Here is a 22,195-nt window from a genome sequence, read left to right as displayed (position 1 = left end):
AGCAGAATTAAAAAGTAATGTTCAGACCTAAGCTATACGTCTTAATATTTGGATATCGATCGCCTGCGCCACTACCCAGCTCCGGATCAAACATTTTAAACGGACTAAAGGTCAACAGGTTGTAACCGATGAAATAGATACGTGCGTTCTCCACGCCCCAACTACTAAAAGAACCCTTCGGTATCGTATAGCCAAAGTCCAAAGTCTTCATCCGTAAAAAGCGACCATTTTGAATCCAGTGGCTGCTTGAGGCCGTGTAGTTCTGGTTAATATCACCATAAGAAAGACGGGGATAAAATGCATCCTGCCGTTGGTCGTCTTCCGTCCAGCGGTCGTGAATATTGTTAAACAAACTTCCACGGGCAGATCCAGCACGGAAAGGCATGAAAGTGGTCGAAAGGGAAAATTCTACTTTATCCACTCCTTGGAAAAAAGCCCCTAAAGAGAACCCCTTGTAAGCTGCCGTAAGACCAAAACCGTATAAAATCTGAGGTACATGATCCAGTCCGATGGCGGTTTGGTCATTCGCATCAATTACGCCATCGCCATTAAGATCCCTGAATTTTAAGTCGCCCGCCTGTATGATGCCTGCGGTACGTGCAACCGTCGGATCTTCGATCTCTTCCTGCGTATAGAAACCATCCGCAATATAGCCAAAGCGCTGAAAAAGACGATGTCCACGTTTCTCCATCCATGGATACGGTTTAGCGGGTTCGTCGTTTTCGATCAGCTTGTTCGAGTTGTACGTAAATGTACCTCGGAAGGTAGCGCCCCACTCGCCCCATTGCTTACTGAAGTTGGCGGTGATGTCGATACCTTTGTTTTCTGCGATTCCCAGGTTACCCAGCGGGTTAGAACGTAGACCTACCGAGGCGGGGACTGATGCGCGGGTCAGGAAAATATTTTCCCTACGACGCTTGAACACATCCACCATCACTTCCAACGCATTATCAAAGGTTTTAAGTTCAAGACCAATATTGGTATTCTTCTCCGTTTCCCAAGTTACTGTCGAGGCATAATCGCCAATATCTAATCCGCCAATGTTATTGTCTCTGTTTTGGCCGTAACTGTATCCACCCGTATTGGCTACCGTGGCAATATAGGCAAATCGCCTTCCACTAATGTCACCACTACCCACTAAACCATACGATGCCCTAACCTTCAACAATTGAATCACCTGATCCATATTACCCCAGAACTTTTCGTTCGAGGGCACCCATCCCACAGCATACGATGGGAAAATTCCATATCTGGTTTCGGGTGCAAAATTTTCCGATCCGTTATATCCGAAGCTTACTTCCGCGAGGTATTTATCCTGATAGGCATAACTTCCCCTACCCACAATCCCACGGCTACGGTATGGAATTGATCCAATCAGATCGCCAGCTGTGGCACTGATCCGGTCTGATTGGTTATATAAGAATAAGCCGTTAACCGAGTGTCCACCAAAGTCGCGGCTATAATTAATAGCCGATTCCAGGTAAAATTGTCTTTGTCCGCCGTTATTACGACTAAAATCAAGGTAATCTTTACCGGATCCACCATCTGTCCGTTCATAGACGAGTTCACCATTCTCATCGCGCGTCTGCGCATAGTACGTATAAGGTATTTTGGATCGATTTAATCTATTTGTATTCTGTGCATCGAAAGAATATAGGACACGAGCCGAAAGTCCTTCAGTAATAAAATCCAGTTTCTGTTTGACATGGATGTCCGACATCATCTGATTCTCATAAGTCGTCACGTATCCCCGATTGGTCAACAATCCATATGGGTTGTTCAAACCACCACCGGTAGATACAAAAGGTTCTGAACCATCCGGGTATTTTACCGGATATAAGATCGGATATAAGTTAAAGACCGATGAGAAGATGGCATTTGTCCCTGTACCTGGATAATTTCCGTTCGATATCCAGCCTTTTACCCCCAGATCAACCGTGGTCGTTTTCGTCGCATGTACGGTTAAAGCCGAAGTAAAGTTATACCGTTTAAAAGCAATCTCTGAATTATACTGCGATAGGCCATCGGTTTTAAACAGGCCTTTTTCATCGTAGTAGCCTGCCGATACATAATAGTTCATTCGCGGTGCACCACCCCGGATACTGAGGTTGGCCTTGCGGTTGTTCCCGAACCGGTTAAATATTTCCTTAAACCAGTCTACATCCGGGTAGAGCATCGGATCCTCCTGGGAAAGTGTTTTGCGTATCCGGTCTTCCGAGTAGATCGGCGAATTTCCTCTCGTCACATTAGCCTCGTTAGCCATCTGCATATAGGTCACGCCATCGACCATATCGGGCACACGCGTAAATTCGGTTATACCCTGGTAATAATCTACTTCTATTCGCGGTTTATCCAGCGCCATTCCCTTCTTTGTGGTAATCAGTATTACCCCATTGGCACCGCGTACACCATATACCGATGTTGAAGAAGCATCCTTTAGAATATTAAATGATTCAATATCGTTGGGGTCAATGTTACTGAAGCTCCGTTCTACCCCATCAACCAATACAAGCGGACTAGAGTTGTTCAAGGTATTGAAACCCCTGATCCACAGTTGGGCACCATCCAGACCAGGCTCGGCACTACGCTGCATCCCGACCACACCAGATACCCGCCCGGCGAGCACCGTACTGATGTTGGCAACAGGTTGTTTCAGCTCTGTTACGTTTAGGTTTGATTGGGCACCTAAGGTCTGTATTTTCTTCTGTGTACCATATCCCACGACCACTACCTCTTCAAGGTCGTCAGAAACCTCTTCAAGCTGTACGTCAATGCGAGTCCGATTTTGTAGCGGCTGTTCGACTTCCTTAAATCCCACAAAAGTAAATCGAACGGTTTTAGCCTCTTCGGGAATGCGAAAGTCATATTCCCCGTTTCTATCCGTTTGTGTCGATATGGAAAAATCGGCGATGGAAACCGTAACACCTACCAGCGGTGTACCATCTGGGCCTGTCACCTTACCTGACAGGGTACGCTGCTGCACCGAAGCCCTTATAATATTGGCTTTTGCAGCTGATAAAGGGGACGTTCCAGCCACGGTCGGACTTAGGTTAATGGCCGACAGCAGTAACATCGCACATAGAGGCGTACTTACCTGCATCCCCCGTTTGATGCTTCGAATTTTGGTAAATTCCTTTTTCTTCATTGGTTATAGTTTATTTGTTAATTGGTAATCATTTCTCCTGTATGTAACAGGTTTACATCGGCAATAATTTGCTGATCATAAATAGCGTTATCATAATTTTCTTTGTGATCACATATTTTTAGTTTTATAGGGTTATAATTTGTTTAATCTATTCGGTTAAGGGTTCTATAACGGCAGCAAAGCCACCGCTTTTAGCCAGCTTTATTTCGATCGATGAATGGACAGTCACCTCAGCCACTTCTTTCCTATAATCCATTGCCTGTTCAACTGCATTAATCCCGTCTTTGAAGCTGGTCATTTTATATGTTTTCCCAGCAGTCAGGAAGGTTAGTTTTTGTTGAAAATTGCGCCAGTCCTCTTCACTGTTTGTCATGCCACCGATGTACCACTTCTCCCCTTTACGCTTTGCGACAATAACATATTCGCCTACTTTTGCGTTCAATGCAACCGTCTCGTCCCAAGTTGTAGGTACTTTGGTGATGAAGTCCGTACATTCCGCGTTACGATAATACTGCGTAGGATTATCAGCTAGCATCTGTATACCGCTTTCGAAAATTACAAACAGGCTCATTTGATATGCGCGGGTGCCGATGCTTGCCGAGTTCGGCCGCTCACTTCTATATACATTAGGTTGCATACTGATCATGGCGCCTGGCGTATAATCCATTGGACCGACCGCATTACGAATGAAAGGCAAGTACACACTATTGTCGGGATAACAGCCTCCCATTTGCTCCATACCGCGCACCCCTTCGTAAGAGATTACATTGGGGTATTTATATTCCAGTCCGGCAGGCTTAAAGGAGCCGTGAAAATCTACCAGCAGGTTGTGTTTGGCCGCTTCCTTCGCGATACGCTCGTAATAGTTAACCATCCATTGATCGCTCCGGTCCATAAAATCGATTTTTACCCCCTTCACACCCCATGAAGCAAACTGTTCAAACAGGCCCAAGTTCTTCTCAACGGTCAACCACGTTAACCATAAAAATACACCCACATTTCTTTCCTTACCATATTTGATGATCTCATGTACATCTACGTCTGGATTCGGCGTATAGGGATCTCTTGTGCTTTTCGCCCATCCTTCGTCCATGATAATGTACTGCATACCAAATTTATGCGCGAAATCGATAAAATATTTATACGTATCCAAATTATAACCCGATACAAAGTCCACATCCGGGCCATAAGGTTTTGCGCCGTTCCACCATTCCCAGCTAGCTTGGCCCGGTTTAATCCATGAAGCGTCAGCGAGTACATTTTTCGTTGCTAACCTATACGTCATGGTGTTGGTAATGATCTCGGTGTCCTGCTTCGAGACCACAAAGTAACGCCATGGGAAGCTGCGCCGGCCCGTCGTTCTTGCGATGTAATCCGCTTCTGCCAGGATCTTCACGCTACGATCGCCATCCTCGCCGAACCTCACCGGTACTTTAGGAAAAGTCGCGGTGATTCCATTCCGACCGCTGCTTTTCACAAACATGCAGGGATAATCACTGAGATCTGATTCTGAAACCAATATTTTATACGGCTTCTTTGTGTCGATAAGCATAGGGAGTACGGCCATCCTGCCATTAGGTTTCCACTCCGTGCTATTGATGTGGGTATAGATTTCTTCGTAGGCTGTTTTGAAACCACCTGGTTGCTGTACATGCAATAGATTTTCGGATGTGAAGTTGATATCCATCTCCTCCGATACGACATTGATACTGTCCCTAATATCGGTAATGATCCGATAAGCAATACCATCGTCGTAAGCGCGGAACTCGACGGCATACTGATCCTTAAAACGAAGTACAAGCTGATTATATACATTATCAATAGTAGAAAACTTTAACGGAACGATAGGCTTCAATTGCTCTTTGATCTGTTGCTCCTTTTTACTTATTAATTTGGGTCGATCCCCGAGTACCCTATTATCGAGCTCTAGCCCGAGCGAGTTGTCATGCAACAGGGTATCGTTCTTACATAGTACGGAATAATAAATCTTATCCGTCAGTTTAATCTCCGTGGTCACATCACCATTAGGAGAGGTCAGTTTAATCCCTTTCTGCGCGTTCGCGGTCGTCATGGTCGCAGCTAGCAGGAATACACAAGCAATCTTCTTCATTAAGTTATTATTTCTATTTTAAAAGTGTGTTCGTTCAATACAATATGGTCTACTATTGCTTTTTATAAGGGCAGATCAATTGGTATACAGATTTATAACTTCACAAAAGTAATCGTCGGTTATAGAAACGCAGGCCCTATTTACGCCAAAAAGGTACACTGAATAACCAGATGCAAAATAGTATACCTTTTTGACGGAATAAGACACCATTCCCTTACGTGTCATATATCATCGCATCGGTGAAAGTTGTATCTTTAGGCCAACGCATCTATACTTATAAACTGCTACTAGTCATTATAATGAAGATTATTGGTCAATTAAGATACTTTTCGGTTTCCCTTATTCTCCTATTAGCATGGTCGGCTGCTGTCGCACAGCAGCAAAATAGACCTAACATTTATTTACCCAATAATGCGGTATTATATACCTATCAGGATCACCTGGGATATATGTGGTTCGGTACCTATGATGGGTTATCGTTCTATAACGGAACAGAAATTATTACGTATAGGCATGAGCCGTCCAATCCGCTGTCTTTGTGCAGCAATATCATCTATAAAATTACCGCTGCCGACAAAAATCACATCTGGATTTCCACGACGATGGGATTGAACAAACTATCTTTGTTAACCCGCAAAATAACAGCTTCGTACCCCTCCTTACCTAAACTGGTACATATTGAATCAGACGCTGGTGGCGACTCCTGGATGATACCAAGTGATCACCTATTGCTTCACTATAAATCATCAGGGGATGGCAGCGTCGATAGCATCATCCTCGCTAATAAAGACCTGAGTTTGCTCAATATCAATAGATTGTTTATCGTCGACTCCGCCTTATTGATATTAAAAAACGATGGCCATCTATTTTCCAAAAATATAGCAGAGATCAGCGGAAAGGAAAAAATTAGTGGTCAGGAAGTACAAATACACAAGCGCCGGATCGTGAAAGCATGCCTATCCGGTAACGATCTTTACTTCGTAGACGACCAATTTGATGTGTTCCAGTACGATTTGCTCACCTCCCGCACACATCATCTAAATAATATCAAATCCCTGATCCATGAAGACTATGGCTTTATTGCACAAATTGAATACTATGATAAATCCGTTTATGTCGCGTTAAAAAACTCTGGCGTATTGAAGGTTGGCCGCGGCAATGGAGATCTAAGTGTCTGGATACGGCCGGGAGTTTCGGTCTTCTGTCTTCTTACAGATCGGTATCAGGACCTATTATGGATTGGTACAGATGGGCAGGGCGTACAGCAGCACAGTGCTTCGGCGCCGTTATTCGGACAATTGAACTTATCCATCACCGACATTACCAACAAACCAGTCAGAGCAATATTAACGGATTCACTTGGCAATATATGGGTAGGCACCAATGGTGACGGCTTGATACAGTTTAAATACACCCATTCAAGCAATAGCATCACAGTAGGCGAACAGCCTGTTGCCCGCTTTAACAAACGTGAGGGTCTGCTATCATCGCAGATCTTCGGTATGGCCAAAAGTAAGTACCATGATCTGTTTTGGATCGGGACCGAGAAGGGCTTGTTTTACTACAGTTACCGAGACCATACTATACGGGAGGCCGTACTTCCCAACAGTAAGCCGTTATTGGAGAGCATACACACTATACTGGAGACCAGTGATCGGAAACTATGGCTCGCCTCGACCCGTTTCGGTCTGGTCGAAGTAAATATAACGGAAATAGGCGGTGCAATACAGGTTCGGTCGGCCCAAAATCACCTCCTTAGAGGAGAAAGCTTTGCCGGAAACGAAATCCAGTCCATGGTGTACGGCGATCCGTCGAAGCTTGTTGTTGGCTTGCGGGGCGGCCGAGGCGTCGCCGAATTCGACATGGATACACATACGTACAATTTCTTACCCGTTATTGACCCCGAAAATGGCCTGGCCATCACTGATGTGCTAACCGTGTGGCGCGACCCAAACCATTCGTATTACCTGGGATCAAGCTCCGGAATGACAGCATTTAATCTGCATCGTGCTGCCGTTTCAGATATTAAACATTATAATAAGAAAAATGGTCTTGTAAATGATATGATACACGGTATCCTTGGCGATGAGATGGGGTATTTATGGTTAAGTTCTAGCAGAGGTTTAATCAAGTACAACCCGCACAATGAGCTGTTTCATAATTATATTGCACCTACACTCGAAATTAATGAATTCTCGGATGATGCCTACTGGAAATGCCCTTACACCGGCACGTTATACTTTGGCGCCGTAAATGGCTTTACATGGGTAAACCCCAAGCAGTTGTTGCAGCAAGAATCTACCCATCCGAGTAAATTTCACTTTTTTGATATCAAGATTAAAGGCGAAAGCCACCCGCTGTCTGTCTTTTCACGCAGCGCGGGCAAGGGCATTGAAATCCCGGCTTCCGTTCCCTCCTTTAGCCTTTCATTCACCGTGCTCGACTACCTGAATAAAGACTATGCATATAGCTATAAATTAGACAATTATCACGACGATTGGATCGCTATCACCAACAGCAACCAGATCGATTTCACGAATTTACCAGCTGGCCGATACACATTAAAAGTACGTTACAAAAATGATGTCGCGCCGGACAGCGAACGCACTGAAAGCCTTTATATCGTTAAGTTACCGCCCTGGTATCTGTCGACCAGTGCTATTGTTATATATATTATCTTACTTGCAGCAATAGGTCTCTATCTTTATACGCTTTCAAGGCGCATCGCATTAAAAAAGCGAGAAGAAGCACAGCGGGAGATGGAGAAGAATCAACGCAAAGAACTCTTAGAGTCGAAGCTCGCATTTTTCACCAATATGACGCATGAGTTTTATACGCCCCTAACCCTCATCAAGGGAATCTGCGAAGTCCTGAAAGAAGGCGTTCCGCGTTCCGAATCAGCATACCAGGAGCACCTGAACACACTAACATCAAATACTGTTGCGTTGGAGGGTTTGATTCGGGAATTGCTGGATATACACGATCCTGAAAAGGCTACCCCTACTTATCACATCCAAAAAGATGTACAACTTACGCCTTTAGCGATGCAATATCTCAAGTCCTTTCGTTTAATTGCTGAAAAAGCCCATATAAACTATGTCGAGTCTATTGAGCCGGATCTCATATGGAATACAGATACAGCCTTCTTTCAGCGGATACTAAATAATTTGGTCTCGAATGCTTTTAAATATGTAGGTGAAAACGGTACCGTCAGAATTGATCTAAACCGGAAAGGGGATATATTGGAGCTATCAGTGTACAACAGCGGTAAAGGAATTGCAGCGTCCGAGCTTTCGAACATCTTCGAGCCTTATCACATTCTCCAAAACGACGACGCCAACGGGTATATGCAGTTAACAGGTCGCACCGGTTTAGGCTTGTCCATCTGCCGTTCGATGGTCGAGCTATTGGAAGGCCACATTGTAGTGGAGAGCGAGGTCGATCAGTACACCCTTTTCCGCGTAGTACTTCCCTACATCGCAGCTGCGGATGCTGAAGAGACTATCCCAAGTGAACGGGCAGACACCACGCTGATCGTAAGAGCAGAAAATGTACGTCCTACCCTTTTGCTGGTGGACGACAATCCGGATATCATATCCATGATATCCAGTTATCTCGCTAGTGAGTTTGCTATTCTAACTGCCCACGGTGCACAGCAGGCCCTTGAGATACTAACAACGGAAAGCGTGTCATTGATTGTCACGGATATTATGATGCCTGATAAAGACGGCATACAGCTCATTGAGGAAATAAGGAATACAAAGTCTTATAAACATATTCCCATCGTTGTTTTATCTGCTAAAGCCACGGAGAAACAACAAGAAGCTGGTATACAATCGGGTGCAGACGTTTACTTAACCAAACCCTTTTCGCTCTCCTTGTTGCGTTCACATATTGATCGGCTTGTCAAAAAGAACGAAGTCATGCGTGATTATTTCTACTCTCCCGAAAGCGCCTATGAGACCACCATGAACAATATCGTTCACCGCGATGATAAGAAACTCATATCAACACTTATTGCGATCATAGATGAGCATATTGAAAACCCGGCACTAAGTCCGGCATATATTGCTGAAATAATGAATACGAGTCCGCGCAGTCTATATCGAAAAGTGAAAAATATTACTTCACTATCCCTGATGGATTTTATTAAAGACTATAGGTTCCTAACTGCCGAGCGACTGTTAGTATCTACCAACCTATCGGTACAAGAAATTATGTATAAGAGTGGCATGTCTAACAAGTCCTATTTCTACCGTGAATTCGTGAAACGAAATAAGGTTACGCCAAAGGAATTCAGAAAATTGCGTTAACCGATACGATATCTAATCGGAACTTATGACAAAAAAACTCCCGAGGTTCACACCCCGGGAGTTTTCCACAACATTAAAAAAACAAGTTATCGTCGCCTTCGCCGCCGGCCTTCCAGCAACCGGCTGGTGAGGTAACTCACCGCAGCGCCTATCACGGCGATCAATGCGCTGTGCAATAAGTTTCCCCAATCAAAACTACTCCATAGCGAGCATACCGTCCCACCTAGCGTGCCAAACTGCACATTACTCATGAGCCTCATCGCTTCCCTCCTTTCCTTCGGCTTTTGGCTCAGTATCCTCCTCCTGCATCACCTGCTCGATGATACCTAATCCAACCGCGATGTACTTCAACACGCTCATCGCCTTCGCCGGGAGCTTGATGGGTGCCAGCAGCACCACCTGTACTGCCTGGCTGATTTTCCGGATGACCTTCTTCATCGCCCCTCCCGGATTAAAAGAAACACTTCATCTCCCCGATCCCACAGACTGTAGACCAAGGCCTTAAGTTTATCCAACGCTTTACGACTTTCGATACCTGTGCCCTCGCCGGTGAGCTCGGTGACAGGTGCGATGCAACCCAGCAACTGCTTCATAGCATTATTGGCCGCGTGGATCAAGATGGCTTCCCGCCCGAGGACAGCCGGAATACCGATCTGTTCGCCGTGCTTGGTATACTTCCGCTTTTCCAGCTTGTAGCATCCTTCCGGGATACAGCTCAGGCGCTGCAGATTGTTGCGCCAAGGGAGCTCGATCGTATGGCAGATCTTCTCGCCGTTGAAGTAAATCGTTCCGTTGGTTCCCTGTTCTCCGTAAGTCCGTCGGAGAACCAAGGTGCTCTTCAATGCCATATTATCTGACCACCATTGTTGCGTTATCACTCCAATCTCCGGTTCCCTGCGTGTTTAGTGCGCGCACCCGCACTTCATAGCGTTCGGCTGCCGTCAACGGTGCAATAATATTGGCACGCGATGAGCTTGTCGCGAAGCGCTCACTCCACTCATTTTCGCCCTGCAGGCGGTATTGATACTCATACATCAACACGTTGCGCTGTTTATCAAAGTCCAGCCTCACCTGCCCGGATTGCCTACCGTCGCTGAGTTTTACACCTTCCGTTTTCAGCGGTACCTGGACGGAACCGTTTGCTCCATTGGTGGGGAAGCCCGAACTCAACAAGGTCGATAAGTGCCCCTCTGCCACGCCATTTACGTAATACGCCAGCTGGCGCAGTGCTGCTTCCAAGGGCAGGCGACTTTCATTCTTGAGGGCTGTTTCCTCTGGTGAGCCGCGGCGCCTTGCAGCCGTTAGCTTCGCCGAGAAATCATCCAACAGTTCTTGTACCGCCGCCAATGCAGGCGTTGGTTGTTCGAAGTGTACATTGTCTGTCATAGCACCGATGATCGTTGCAGCGGTTACCATGAGCTCATCGTCTTTCATTCGTGTAAAGCCGATAAGCGCTTTAAATTTTGTAGCCATTTTTTATGCTTTTTATGTTCTCCTCGCGAGATCGAACAGTACAAACGTAAAAAGCAACTCAGCCTCGAATGAACTTTTGATAGGATTTGATAGAAATTGATAAGATTTGATAAAATTTAACCGAAAAAGGCCCCATTTTGTACATGTACATAGCGTCTACCGCATTGTAGTTGACGGCTATGTCACGGTACAAAACGCACAACGCAAGGCACATCGCCGAGAAGTCCGGCGAAAAATGCGTCCAGATACGGGACAGCGCGCACCGCTACCTGTAGTTGACCAACAAGTCATCCAACAAAACTCACAGGTAGCGTGCAGGCATCGTCAACGCATAGTACATCACGCGTATGTCCAGTGAAAACAGCAATAACACACAAGACATAACGGCTATGTCGTGGTACAAAACCGTTATATCACGTGCGTGCATCCACATGTATATGTACATAACGACACCGATTTCCTCCGAAAGAAAAGAACTATCTTTCCCAAAGTAGATAAAACGCGGCAAAGCTATTATCAATGACTCCGCAAACATCCCCATTACGAAGCCAATGTAGCGCGGCGGTAAAAATATCGTAACAAATACACAAAATTTTCAATAAAGAACTATATTTACTGCCACTTATATAAAAATAACGTAATCGATTCCAACCATTTTTCGTTTTATCAGCAAATGAACGGGATAAAAAATAGCGACTACAACAAACTTGCTGATGAAGTCCTCATCAATCTTATTCGTCAAGACGACGAAAAGGCCTTTGCTGTCCTGTACGAGCGTTACAGTGGGGCGTTATATGTACATGCCTATGGACTGATCCAAAACCGGGAGGATACTAAAGATCTCCTTCAACGCGTCTTCACGAAGATATGGGATATAAGAGACACCTTGCATAGCGAAATCAATCTTTCTGCCTATCTCTACCAAATGCTCAAAAATATGTTCATCAATAGCCTGGTGCATAACAAAGTTGTCGACAGATACCTCGACAATCTATCCAGGTATGCCAACACTTATGTAGCAGATACCGACTATCGCATACGTGAAAAACAATTGCAGGCCTGTATTCAATCTGAAATCCAGCAACTCCCTCCTAAAATGCGGGAAATATTTGAACTAAGCAGAACAGCGTATCTCACGCATCGCGAAATTGCTGAAAAATTAGGTATTAGCGAAAAAACCGTAAAAAACCAGATCACCAATGCGCTTAAACTTTTAAAGTCGAGGCTTCCTCACCTGATATTTTTGTTAGTTCTATTCCAAGCACGACCCTAGTTATAAAAACTCAGTTTTAAGTTTTTTTTAAAAAATTGTAAATTCTTATGGGACTATCACAACAGTTACCTGTTTATATAAATGAAACTTCAATATGAAAGACGCGAATAAAAATATCAAAATAGATGCAGCACTCTTCCAACGATACGCCGAGGGCCGTTGTACCCCGGAGGAAAAGGCGCTCATTGATTCGTGGTATATCGAACAAAAACGTCTTTCTCCTTCCTTCGACCTAGAAGAAGATATGTTGATACAAGATCTACACGAAGTGGGGATTCGTTTACAGCGGTATACGCAACATCACTCTAAGCCAAAAGAAAGGCCGATATCATGGCTTGCGGTAGCCGCCTCCGTAATGCTATTGGGTATTTCTGTTTACTATTTCACGTCCCACGAGAAAAATATCATACCGCAGCAACAGCCAGAGATCGTCCGCAGCGACACACTCGCCGTTCCCCGCTCGCATTCTGTTAGATACGCAAAAACCGATGTTGGCCCCGCCCGGAGTGGTGCCATACTTATTTTATCCAACGGCGAGAAAGTCAATCTGGATGAGCATCATGCGAACAACAAAAAAATCGATAAAAATCTAACTATTGATTTCAGTAAAAGCGGTCAAATAGCCTATCAAGGAGCCCCGTCCGACTATAGCACAAATGAAGTACAGACAAATACGATCGTCGTACCCAGAGGCCGCATTTATGACGTTATTTTAGCCGATGGTTCACGTGTCTCGCTGAATGCAGAAAGTAAACTTACCTTTCCAGTACATTTTAACGACATCAAAAATGACCTGTATCTCGAAGGAGAAGCCTATTTTGAAGTAAATAAAAAAGTTTCTGACGTTCAAGGTAAACGTCACTCCCGGGAATTCGTCGTACACACGGGAGAATCCGCGGTACACGTCCTGGGTACCAAATTTAACATCAAGGCATATCCGGCCGACAAGAGCAAAAGTTTTGTACTCGAAACTGGATCCATATCATTGTTAACACCAAGCAGTCCCACCGCATTATTAATCAAGCCGGGTCAAAGGGCAAGCCTGTCCAACGAATCAGACCTCCGTCTGGAAGAGGTTGACATCCGGAAGGAACTCTCCTGGAAAAATGCGGATTTTTATTTTGAGGACAATACCCTGCCAGAGATGTTAGATCAGATAGCGCGCTGGTATGATGTCGAGGTACAATATCTGGGGCCTGTTAATGAGCAGCGGTACATCAGTACCATCTCCCGCAATAAAACGCTTAAAGAAGTACTTGAAATTTTAGAGAGTACGACAGGACTAACTTTTGACATCCAACAAAAAGGAAAAGAAAGGAGGCTCATGGTTATCCCCTAAACAGACTTAAAGACACTGTTTATTAGAAAAAACTAGGAGCGTTGGCGCGCCCCTAGCGACTGACTTTCTGATAAGCTATCATTCGTTTTGTATCAAATTATGAATTACGTGCCATTTCCGTATACAGGATATGTTACGACAAAAAATCAGCAATCAAATGTACCAATATTTTTTAGCTAATGAAAGGCAAAAGGCTTTGAAACTAACCGTTGAGGCCAACCGCTTTTTTAAAAACACACGTAAATTACTCATGCGGTTTCAGTTATTCTGTCTCTTTTTTCTTGTCATGTTCCTGCAGACAGCGTTAGGCGTAAATGCTCAACCAAAATTGAGCCTAAACGTACGCCAAGCGTCTCTAGAAGATGTTTTACAACACATCCGCCAACAAAGCGGTTTAGATTACGTCATCCAGCCAGACCACATCAAGGCATTCACACCACTAACCCTGCAACTTAAAGACGTGGATATCAGCACGCTATTGGACTTATGTTTTCAGGGTCAGCCTTTAACCTATAAGGTAACAAACAACACCATCATTGTTACCGGTCAGCAACAGCGCAGAACCATTACCGGAGTTGTTACGAACGCCAATAAAGTTCCTTTAGCAGGCGCAAGTGTCCGGCTCAAGGGCACCTCAAACCAAACCAGAACCGACGAAAAAGGCGTATTTCGCCTGGAAAATATACCGAGAAACGCCGTCTTGGAGATACGCTATCTCGGATACGAGACCCGCCAGATCGATCTTAGCGCTACAGAGGCCCGGGAACTGGGGCCGATCTTTATCCTTAAACAGCATACCTCGGCCATTGAAGAAATTACGATTCAAGCCAATACGGGATATCAAAAATTAGACCCGGGCAAGGCTACTGGATCCATGGTTGTTATCGATGAGAAAAAGATTCAAGAAAGCCCTGCCTTAAGCCTAATGCAGCGGTTAGAAGGCCAAATTCCCGGCGTACAGTTTAATATGAAGACTAACGATCTTCTTGTGCGCTCAGCAAATTCATACTATGGAGCTCGTGGACCACTTATTGTCATCGACGGATTTCCAGCCATGGAGCAACGGTTAAGCACCAATCCAACAGGAGATGGAAGACTATACGCAACAAACCAGAGTGCCAGCATCTTAAATAATTTTAATCCAGATAATATAGCTAGCATTACGGTACTTAAAGACGCCGCGGCGACAGCCATTTGGGGATCTAGGGCAGCAAACGGTGTTATTGTCATCGAAACCAAAGCCGGCCGTGGTGGAAGAAACAGTGTCAATTTCTCCTCTACAATGGGTATCTCAGCACCCGCGGACATGGAAAAACTTAAAACCATGGATGCCGCCGAATATATCGATTTCGAAAAAGAACTATTCGACAATAACTTTTATTACGACCCCATTTCGGGCTGGCGTGCGCCCAATATATCCGATGCGCTGCATACCATGTTCAGTGCCCAACGTGGTGATATATCGTTAGAAGAGCGAGACAGGAATCTTAGTCAACTTAAAGAACAGAACAACCGTAGGCAGATTCGAGATCATCTCCTGCAATCAGCGCTGACACAGCAGTACAACTTATCCTTCAATGGTTCGGTAAATAACGCGAAATACTTTGCATCGGTTGTACATGATAACGACCGACCTATATACCGGGCAAACAATTCCAACAACACATCGCTAACCTTCAATTTGGAAAACAGTTATTTCAACAACAAATTGCGCATTAGCTTAGGTGTCAATCATATGTTACAAAAAAGCCAAGTCAACTCGGCGGCATTACGAGCTATTAGTCCAGGGAACTTCGGACTTAAACCATACGACATGCTGTTGGACGCGGCTGGAAATACGATCAGCCGCTATTACGAATTTACGCCCTCAGTCATGCAAGAGCGTTTTGAGAGCCAAGGATATTTACCATGGAGTTATAATCACATAGACGAACTTAAATACAACAATGACCAATACGATGATAATAAAACCCGTGTTACGGCATCGCTAAATTATCGCGCCTTCACTTGGTTAAACGCTGCATTATCGGGTAGTTACCAGCGCGGTCTGCGCAACATGGAAAGTTTACGTGACGAAGAGGGTTACGAAATGCGCAGTTTGATTAATCTCGGCACCACGATTGACGGTACAGGAAAGCTTATACATGGTGTGCCTGTGGGCGGCAAATTCGTAACATCGAATTACAAAGGAGACGATTATAGCCTTCGTTTTCAGTTGGATGGATCGAAAACATGGAACGCCATACACGACGTCAATGTTTTCGCCGGAACGGAAATCCGCCAGAATACCAGTATGGGTTACCTGCAAACGCGTTATGGATTCGATAAGGACACCTACCAGTCTGTCGTTATCAACCCCACTGTACCTTACAAAGACATCTATGGAGGAAATAAAACACTCAATATCCAAGATGCACCCGTCAATATCGACCGTATCCGCTACCTAAGTTACTACGCTAATGCAGGCTATACCTTGATGGATAAATATTATCTTACCGGAAGCATGCGTTTTGACGATGCAACGATCATCGGCGTGGAGCGTACCAAACGGGCAAAACCATTCTGGTCCGCAGGATTGCGGTGGGACCTACATAAAGAACATTTTATGGGCAGCCAACCTTGGATCAATAGTCTAAGTTTACGCTCCAGCATTGGTACCGGTGGATCTGTTCCAACAAACGGCACTGCTTTTACCCTATATTCTCCGTCAATTATCGATGCACTGACACAGCTTCCTACTGGATCAATAAGTATCCCTGGAAACCAAATGCTCGGCTGGGAAAATACGCGTACGTTTAATACGGGACTCGATCTGCGAACATTAAGGAATAGATTGGGCTTCACAATAGATGTATACAGCAAAAGATCCTACGGCATTATGGCCAGTGTACCTTATAACGCCACATACGGCTGGTCGAACCTTACATTCAACACGTCCAACATGAAAAGTAACGGCGTAGACATCATAATCGAGGGAAGCTTGATCCAAAAGGCCGAGTGGATCTGGAATAGTTCGTTCAACATCGCTTATAGTGATAATGAGGTCACTGATAGCCGTTTCCCGAGGACATCAAACACACCTTCCCCAGCTAGTTTACCAATCGATGGCTATCCAATCGATCAGATCTTTGCATACAGATGGGCAGGTTTAGATGATAAAGGGCGTTCGAGGATTTCTGACGCGAGCGGAAATATCCTGGATGCAGACGCTTCCACAGTCGATTTCGCCCCAGAAGATCTAGTCTATACGGGACGTTCCAGTGCACCTTATTTTGGAGGATGGACCAATAATGTTACTTATAAAAACCTGACATTTACCGCCCGCATTACCATGAATTTTGGTCACAAAGTCCGTTGGAAAGAAGTGAATTCCTCCCAATATCCTAATAATCCAGCCGGATTTACTGGCTTTCTTTCCAATAGCAAAGCTCTCGTGGATCGTTGGCGGAAACCCGGCGATGAGTTACGCACCGATATCCCCGGTATAATTAACACCAGTTTCAATAACATCAACCGTTTCGAATATGCGGACATAAATGTCTTGGATGCCAGCCATATCAGGCTTCAGCTCTTATCCTTGGATTACAACTTCCCACCACATCTGCTTAATGGGAATAAGACATTCCGTTCCTTGCGTCTGGGCGCGACGGCATCCAATATCGGCTTACTCTGGAAAAAAACCGATCGGGATATCGACCCCGAATATATGTTTGACGGCAACTATAGCAGTATGCCCCCCGTAACCAGTTATATGGTTCGTCTAATCGTTGGGTTTTAGAAAGAAAAACATGAAAACTACATTAAAAAAATTAACTTATATCATCTTATTGCTGTCGCTAAGTTCGTGTAGGGAGTATGTGGAAATTGACCTTGTTGGCAAAAGAGAACTGAAATACACGCAGGATTATCAGAACATGTTGAACAGTTCGACCAATGTCCTGCAATCGTATTATTATCCCATCATTGCGGGCGACGATATATACTCTACAGACGAAGCTTATCTCAACCGTTTAGGTTTGAACGACGCGAACGCTTATACCTGGAATGAATATATCGTCGGCGACAATGAAGAAGATCAAGACTGGGCGGGCATGTATAAGCAAATTTACTTATTTAACCTGATCAACGAAGAGGTCATGAACAGTTTAGAAGGCACAGAAAATCAGAAACGAAATGTTCTCGCACAGGCTAAAGTTCACCGTGCATTAAACTATTTCTATCTGGTTAATATGTATGCGAAGCAGTACAATGCCGCTACCGCGGCATCCGATCTTGGCGTTCCGTTGCTCACCAGGCCAGATCTCTATGCACCATTGGACAGGAAACCTGTGCAGCAAGTTTACGATCAAATTATTGAGGATCTGACTACAGCCATTCCTGATCTGCCGATAAAAGCAGAATGGAATGTCCTAGCTTCACAAGGAGCTGCTGAAGGTATTCTCGCCCGCGTATATTTACAAATGGGAGATTACGAAAAAGCATTGCAATATGCGAACTCCGTATTGGAAAAACAAAACGGGCTCGTTGATCTGCAAGCATATGTTTCGTCGTCTAATACCTATCCAAGTACACTGGACGATCCCGAAGAACTGTTTTTGAAAGGTAGCCGTATTTCATTCCCTACATTAGCGTTAAACCCCGATTTACTAGACTTATTTGCGGAAGGTGATTTGCGGGATTCCTTATTTACTGCAGAAGGAGACGCTTTTGGCACTTGGAATGCATTTGAAGGAAAAGGTTATTGGAAGCACCGCATTATAACAACGAATGCCACCGTTACAAACGGTCCAACCGTGCCAGAAATGATGCTGATCAAAGCAGAAGTTCTCGCACGTAATACCAATACATTTAAAGAAGCGCTACCGGTTTTGAACGAACTTCGTCAACATCGTTTTTTGGCAGAAGCTTACAAGCCGTTAGATATGGATAGTCAGCGCGATATACTGTACGAAGTAATCAACGAACGCCGTCGGGAACTCATGGCAAAAGGACTGCGCTGGTTTGACCAAAAACGACTGGCCAACGAAGGGTTCATCGGCACGAAAACACGTACTTTTAAGGGAGAGACCTACACCTTGGAGCCTAATAGCAACCGTTATGTTTTTCCTATAGCCAGTAAATACATTGTGCTAAATCCTGAAATAAAACAAAATCCGAGATAATAGCACTGCACACAGCAGAAGCTTAGGTGCGAACGGCCGGACGCTGACCGGCCGTTCGTTCTCCATGCAGCCTACGAACGTATAAGCTGCCTGTCTCGTACATTTAAAAAAATCAAAAAAATGACTACAAACAACGAACCGCCTATTATGCAGGTGATCGACCTTTCGCATAAATACAATATGCACTGGGCCGTAAAGGATATTAATCTGGAAGTGCGCCAGAATGGTATATATGGTCTTTTGGGTGCCAATGGAGCTGGAAAGTCAACGACCATGAACATTATGTGTGGCGTGCTCAACCAGAGCCACGGACAAGTACTGATCCGCGGAATAGACATGGCCACACAATCGGTGGAGGCCAAGCGGCATATCGGTTTCTTGCCCCAGCAGCCTCCGCTGTTACCGGAGCTCACGGTAGAAGAATACCTGATCCATACAGCAAATCTCCGTCTGATGTCCTCTGAAAAAATACCCGCGGCAGTGGACAACGTGCTAAACAAATGCAATATTTCTCATTTCCGAAAGCGCCTGCTAAAAAATCTCTCAGGAGGCTATCAACAACGCGTGGGTATTGCTCAGGCCATTATCCATGAGCCCGATTTCGTGGTGCTTGACGAGCCGACCAACGGATTGGATCCCAACCAGATACTGGACGTTCGCCATTTAATCCGCGAAATCGCCCAAGAGCGTACCGTTGTCCTGTCTACGCATATCCTACAGGAAGTACAGGCGCTATGCGATCATATCTGGATGATTCACGAAGGGCGGATGGTCTTCTCCGGGTCGATGGAAGAGTTTGACAACCAGGTAGCACCAAATAGTGTAGTGGTCGGTATGATATCGCCGCCGTCCGTCGATTATCTACAGGCCCTTCCCCATGTTGTCGACGTCGAGCCTATCGGTAACGTGCGGTTCCGTATCCGTTCGACAAACACGCAGGAGCTCATCCAACAATTAGTAGCATCCAGCGTAAAAGAAAAGTGGAACCTTATCGAAATCTTTTCGGAAAAAAGCTCCTTAGAAACCGTATTCGCTGAAATGACTAAAAAGAAGAGAAAAGCATAAACAACTCGCAAAGACATGAAAACAACTTTTAAAATAGCCAAAACAGAACTACAGGTTCTATTTTATTCTCCAGTTGCTTGGCTCATCCTCACGATATTCACTTTTCAGATCGGACTCCTTTTTACAAACAACTTCGATGGGCTCGTTCGCGTGCAATCCATGAATATCGCTCTCGTTAATGCCACGCAAAGCCTCTTTTCTTCAGTATGGGGCGGCATTTTCCCAAAAGTACAAAGCTACCTGTACCTTTATATGCCGCTTCTAACAATGAGCATCATGAGCCGCGAATACAGTAGCGGCTCGATCAAGTTGCTGTATTCTTCCCCCATTAGCAACAGCCAGATTATTCTTGGCAAATATCTCGCACTGCTGTTGTTCGGCCTCGTCCTGACACTGACCATTGGCGTCTTTGTGTTATTTACCTCCACGACGCTGGTCAACGCAGACATCTACCCTATGTTGGTTGGCCTTCTAGGCTTATTCCTTTTGCTATCGGCCTATAGTGCCGTCGGCCTTTTCATGTCGTCGCTCACAAGCTACAACATCGTTGCTGCAATCGGTACGCTGTGTATTTTTGCGGCCATGAATTTCGCCCGTGGCCTTTGGCAGGACATCCCGTTCGTTCGCGAGGTTACCTACTGGCTGGCTATAAACGGCAGAACCGATACGTTTATCGCCGGGATGGTTACAACAGAAGATTTTTTCTACTTCCTGTTCGTTGACATACTGTTTATATCGTTTTCGATATTCAGGCTGCAAGCTGTAAGGAAAACCCAGTCTACCGCCATCCATCTGTTTAAGTTCGGCGGTATGGTCATGATCGTATGCGTATTGGGCTATCTCACCACCCTTCCGGCCCTGAAAGGCTACTACGACAGCACGTATCAGAAACGAAATACATTAACTCCATCCAGCCAGGCCATCATGGCCCAACTCGATGGAGGTTTCAAGATTACCACCTATGTGAACATGCTGGACGCCAATAATTTTATCGGCCTCCCCTCTTCGTATAAGGATGATGTCAGCAGGTTTGAAAAGTACATACGTTTCAAACCCGAAACAAAGATGGAATACGTTTATTACTACCACAACACCGAAAACCCTGTTTTGGATCGCCAATTTCCTACACTTAATCCCGAGGAGCGGCTAGACACCCTACGGAAATTCAACAAATGGAATTTCGATATCCTTCCATACAACGCTATAAAAGACCAAGTAGATCTATCCGGAGAGGACTACCGTTTTGTACGGGTATTAGAGCGGGAGAATGGCAGAAAAACCTTCTTACGTGTATACAACGATATGGTGCGCGTACCAACAGAATCGGAAATCAGCGCGGCCATAAAACGACTGGTGGTCGACCAACTTCCTGTCGTGGGCTTTGTCACCGGCCACGGCGAACGTGACAGCAGATCGTCACAGGATCGCGGGTACAAAACCATCACCCAGGAAAAGACGTTCCGTTACTCGATGATCAACCAGGGTTTTGATTTCAAGGAAGTCGATCTATCCCAACCCATTCCGCAAGATATCAATATCCTGATCATTGCGGAGCCGCGGCAACCATACGGCGAAATAGAATTAGCTCATTTGAACCAGTACATTGAAAGCGGACGCAATATGCTTTTAGCAGGCGAACCAGGACAAGCCGAGATATTCAATAAAATAGCCAAACCACTTGGTGTTGCACTCGAGCCCGGCACACTGGTCAAAAACCAGGAGGCGTTACAACCCGATCTGTTGGCACTCAAACCCACTTCTGCCGGCGTTGACTTTTCCTTTTACCTGGCTCCGATGATCCGCAGGGAAGAGGTCATTACGATGCCAGGCACTGCAGGAATCGCGATTGACGACAGTTCGCCCTTTGACGCCACTGTCCTATTTGCTACAGACAGCGTCGGCACCTGGAACGAAATAGAGAGTAACAACTTTATCGATGCCAAGCCCGTCCTGCGTAAAGAAGCTAATGAGCGGGAAGGCAAACACCCCACGGTCGTCGCTCTATCTCGCCAACTGGGCGGCAGAGAACAAAAGATTCTTGTCACTGGCGACGCCGACTGGATCAGCAACAGCGAGTTGTTCGCGCAGCGTAATCAAATAACAGCCGCCAACTTCTCGTTAGTGAGCACGGCATTCTATTGGCTCAGTGATGGCGAAGTTCCTATCGACATGCGACTGCCGGATCCTATTGATACCGCGCTGCGTATTGGCGAAAGCTCATGGACATATTTTAACATATTATTCAAAATCATCATCCCGTTGAGTATGCTGGGCATCGGCATCATCATATGGATCAGAAGAAGAGGAAGGTAACC

General features: G+C 45.2%; 14 protein-coding genes. 7 read left to right on the top strand and 7 right to left on the bottom strand.

What is annotated here, in order from left to right; all coding sequences use genetic code 11:
• Positions 1 to 7 precede the first annotated feature (7 nt).
• Both C5745_RS10115 and C5745_RS10110 read right to left on the bottom strand, forming a co-directional pair.
• Positions 8 to 3,145 (bottom strand): SusC/RagA family TonB-linked outer membrane protein, encoded by a 3,138-nt coding sequence (locus tag C5745_RS10115; RefSeq protein ID WP_105716874.1) that lies wholly within the window; start codon positions 3,143 to 3,145, stop codon positions 8 to 10.
• 148 nt (positions 3,146 to 3,293) lie between these two features.
• Positions 3,294 to 5,255 (bottom strand): glycoside hydrolase family 97 protein, encoded by a 1,962-nt coding sequence (locus C5745_RS10110; protein ID WP_105716873.1) that lies wholly within the window; start codon positions 5,253 to 5,255, stop codon positions 3,294 to 3,296.
• A 218-nt stretch (positions 5,256 to 5,473) separates the two neighbouring features.
• Between C5745_RS10110 and C5745_RS10105 the strand changes: the two genes are divergently transcribed.
• On the top strand, positions 5,474 to 9,568 hold the full coding sequence (locus C5745_RS10105) for a hybrid sensor histidine kinase/response regulator transcription factor (protein ID WP_105716872.1): 4,095 nt from the start codon (positions 5,474 to 5,476) through the stop codon (positions 9,566 to 9,568).
• 86 nt (positions 9,569 to 9,654) lie between these two features.
• On the opposite strand, the gene C5745_RS20235 is transcribed toward C5745_RS10105, so the two are convergent.
• The 5 genes from C5745_RS20235 to C5745_RS20480 all read right to left on the bottom strand — a co-directional run bounded on the left by C5745_RS20235 (position 9,655) and on the right by C5745_RS20480 (position 11,582).
• Positions 9,655 to 9,819: a hypothetical protein gene (locus C5745_RS20235; protein WP_165793065.1), complete on the bottom strand. Its 165-nt coding sequence runs from the start codon at positions 9,817 to 9,819 to the stop codon at positions 9,655 to 9,657.
• The gene (locus C5745_RS10100; RefSeq protein ID WP_105716871.1) at positions 9,812 to 10,006 is read right to left on the bottom strand and encodes a hypothetical protein; all 195 of its coding nucleotides are present in this window, start codon (positions 10,004 to 10,006) and stop codon (positions 9,812 to 9,814) included. Before C5745_RS10100 ends, C5745_RS20235 begins: the two co-directional genes overlap by 8 nt.
• Positions 10,003 to 10,416 (bottom strand): DUF5675 family protein, encoded by a 414-nt coding sequence (locus tag C5745_RS10095; protein ID WP_105716870.1) that lies wholly within the window; start codon positions 10,414 to 10,416, stop codon positions 10,003 to 10,005. Before C5745_RS10095 ends, C5745_RS10100 begins: the two co-directional genes overlap by 4 nt.
• A 1-nt stretch (position 10,417) precedes the next feature.
• Positions 10,418 to 11,041 (bottom strand): fibronectin type III domain-containing protein, encoded by a 624-nt coding sequence (locus tag C5745_RS10090; protein ID WP_105716869.1) that lies wholly within the window; start codon positions 11,039 to 11,041, stop codon positions 10,418 to 10,420.
• A gap of 301 nt (positions 11,042 to 11,342) precedes the next feature.
• Positions 11,343 to 11,582 carry a hypothetical protein gene (locus tag C5745_RS20480; protein WP_105716868.1) on the bottom strand — a complete coding sequence of 80 codons (240 nt, stop codon included), beginning with the start codon at positions 11,580 to 11,582 and terminating at the stop codon, positions 11,343 to 11,345.
• 132 nt (positions 11,583 to 11,714) lie between these two features.
• Here C5745_RS20480 and C5745_RS10080 point away from each other — a divergent pair, with 132 nt between their 5' ends.
• The 6 genes from C5745_RS10080 (at position 11,715) to C5745_RS10055 (ending at position 22,193) form a co-directional block, all read left to right on the top strand.
• Complete coding sequence (locus C5745_RS10080; protein WP_105716867.1) at positions 11,715 to 12,314, top strand: RNA polymerase sigma factor; 600 nt, start codon at positions 11,715 to 11,717, stop codon at positions 12,312 to 12,314.
• 94 nt (positions 12,315 to 12,408) lie between these two features.
• Positions 12,409 to 13,653 carry a FecR family protein gene (locus C5745_RS10075; RefSeq protein ID WP_105716866.1) on the top strand — a complete coding sequence of 415 codons (1,245 nt, stop codon included), beginning with the start codon at positions 12,409 to 12,411 and terminating at the stop codon, positions 13,651 to 13,653.
• Positions 13,654 to 13,810: 157 nt separating this feature from the next.
• A complete protein-coding gene (locus tag C5745_RS10070) occupies positions 13,811 to 17,431 on the top strand; it encodes a SusC/RagA family TonB-linked outer membrane protein (RefSeq protein WP_165793063.1) in 3,621 nt (1,206 codons plus the stop codon).
• Between the two features lie 10 nt (positions 17,432 to 17,441).
• Positions 17,442 to 18,815, top strand: coding sequence for a RagB/SusD family nutrient uptake outer membrane protein (locus C5745_RS10065; protein WP_105716864.1), 1,374 nt, complete (start codon positions 17,442 to 17,444; stop codon positions 18,813 to 18,815).
• Positions 18,816 to 18,935: 120 nt separating this feature from the next.
• Positions 18,936 to 19,880, top strand: coding sequence for an ABC transporter ATP-binding protein (locus C5745_RS10060; RefSeq protein ID WP_105716863.1), 945 nt, complete (start codon positions 18,936 to 18,938; stop codon positions 19,878 to 19,880).
• Positions 19,881 to 19,895: 15 nt separating this feature from the next.
• Complete coding sequence (locus tag C5745_RS10055; protein WP_105716862.1) at positions 19,896 to 22,193, top strand: Gldg family protein; 2,298 nt, start codon at positions 19,896 to 19,898, stop codon at positions 22,191 to 22,193.
• The last annotated feature ends 2 nt before the right edge of the window (positions 22,194 to 22,195 follow it).

The sequence above is a fragment of the Sphingobacterium haloxyli genome (genome assembly GCF_002980525.1).
Taxonomy (GTDB): domain Bacteria; phylum Bacteroidota; class Bacteroidia; order Sphingobacteriales; family Sphingobacteriaceae; genus Sphingobacterium; species Sphingobacterium haloxyli.
The sequence above is the reverse complement of the archived record's forward strand: the minus strand, read 5'-3'. Positions and strand labels throughout refer to the sequence as shown.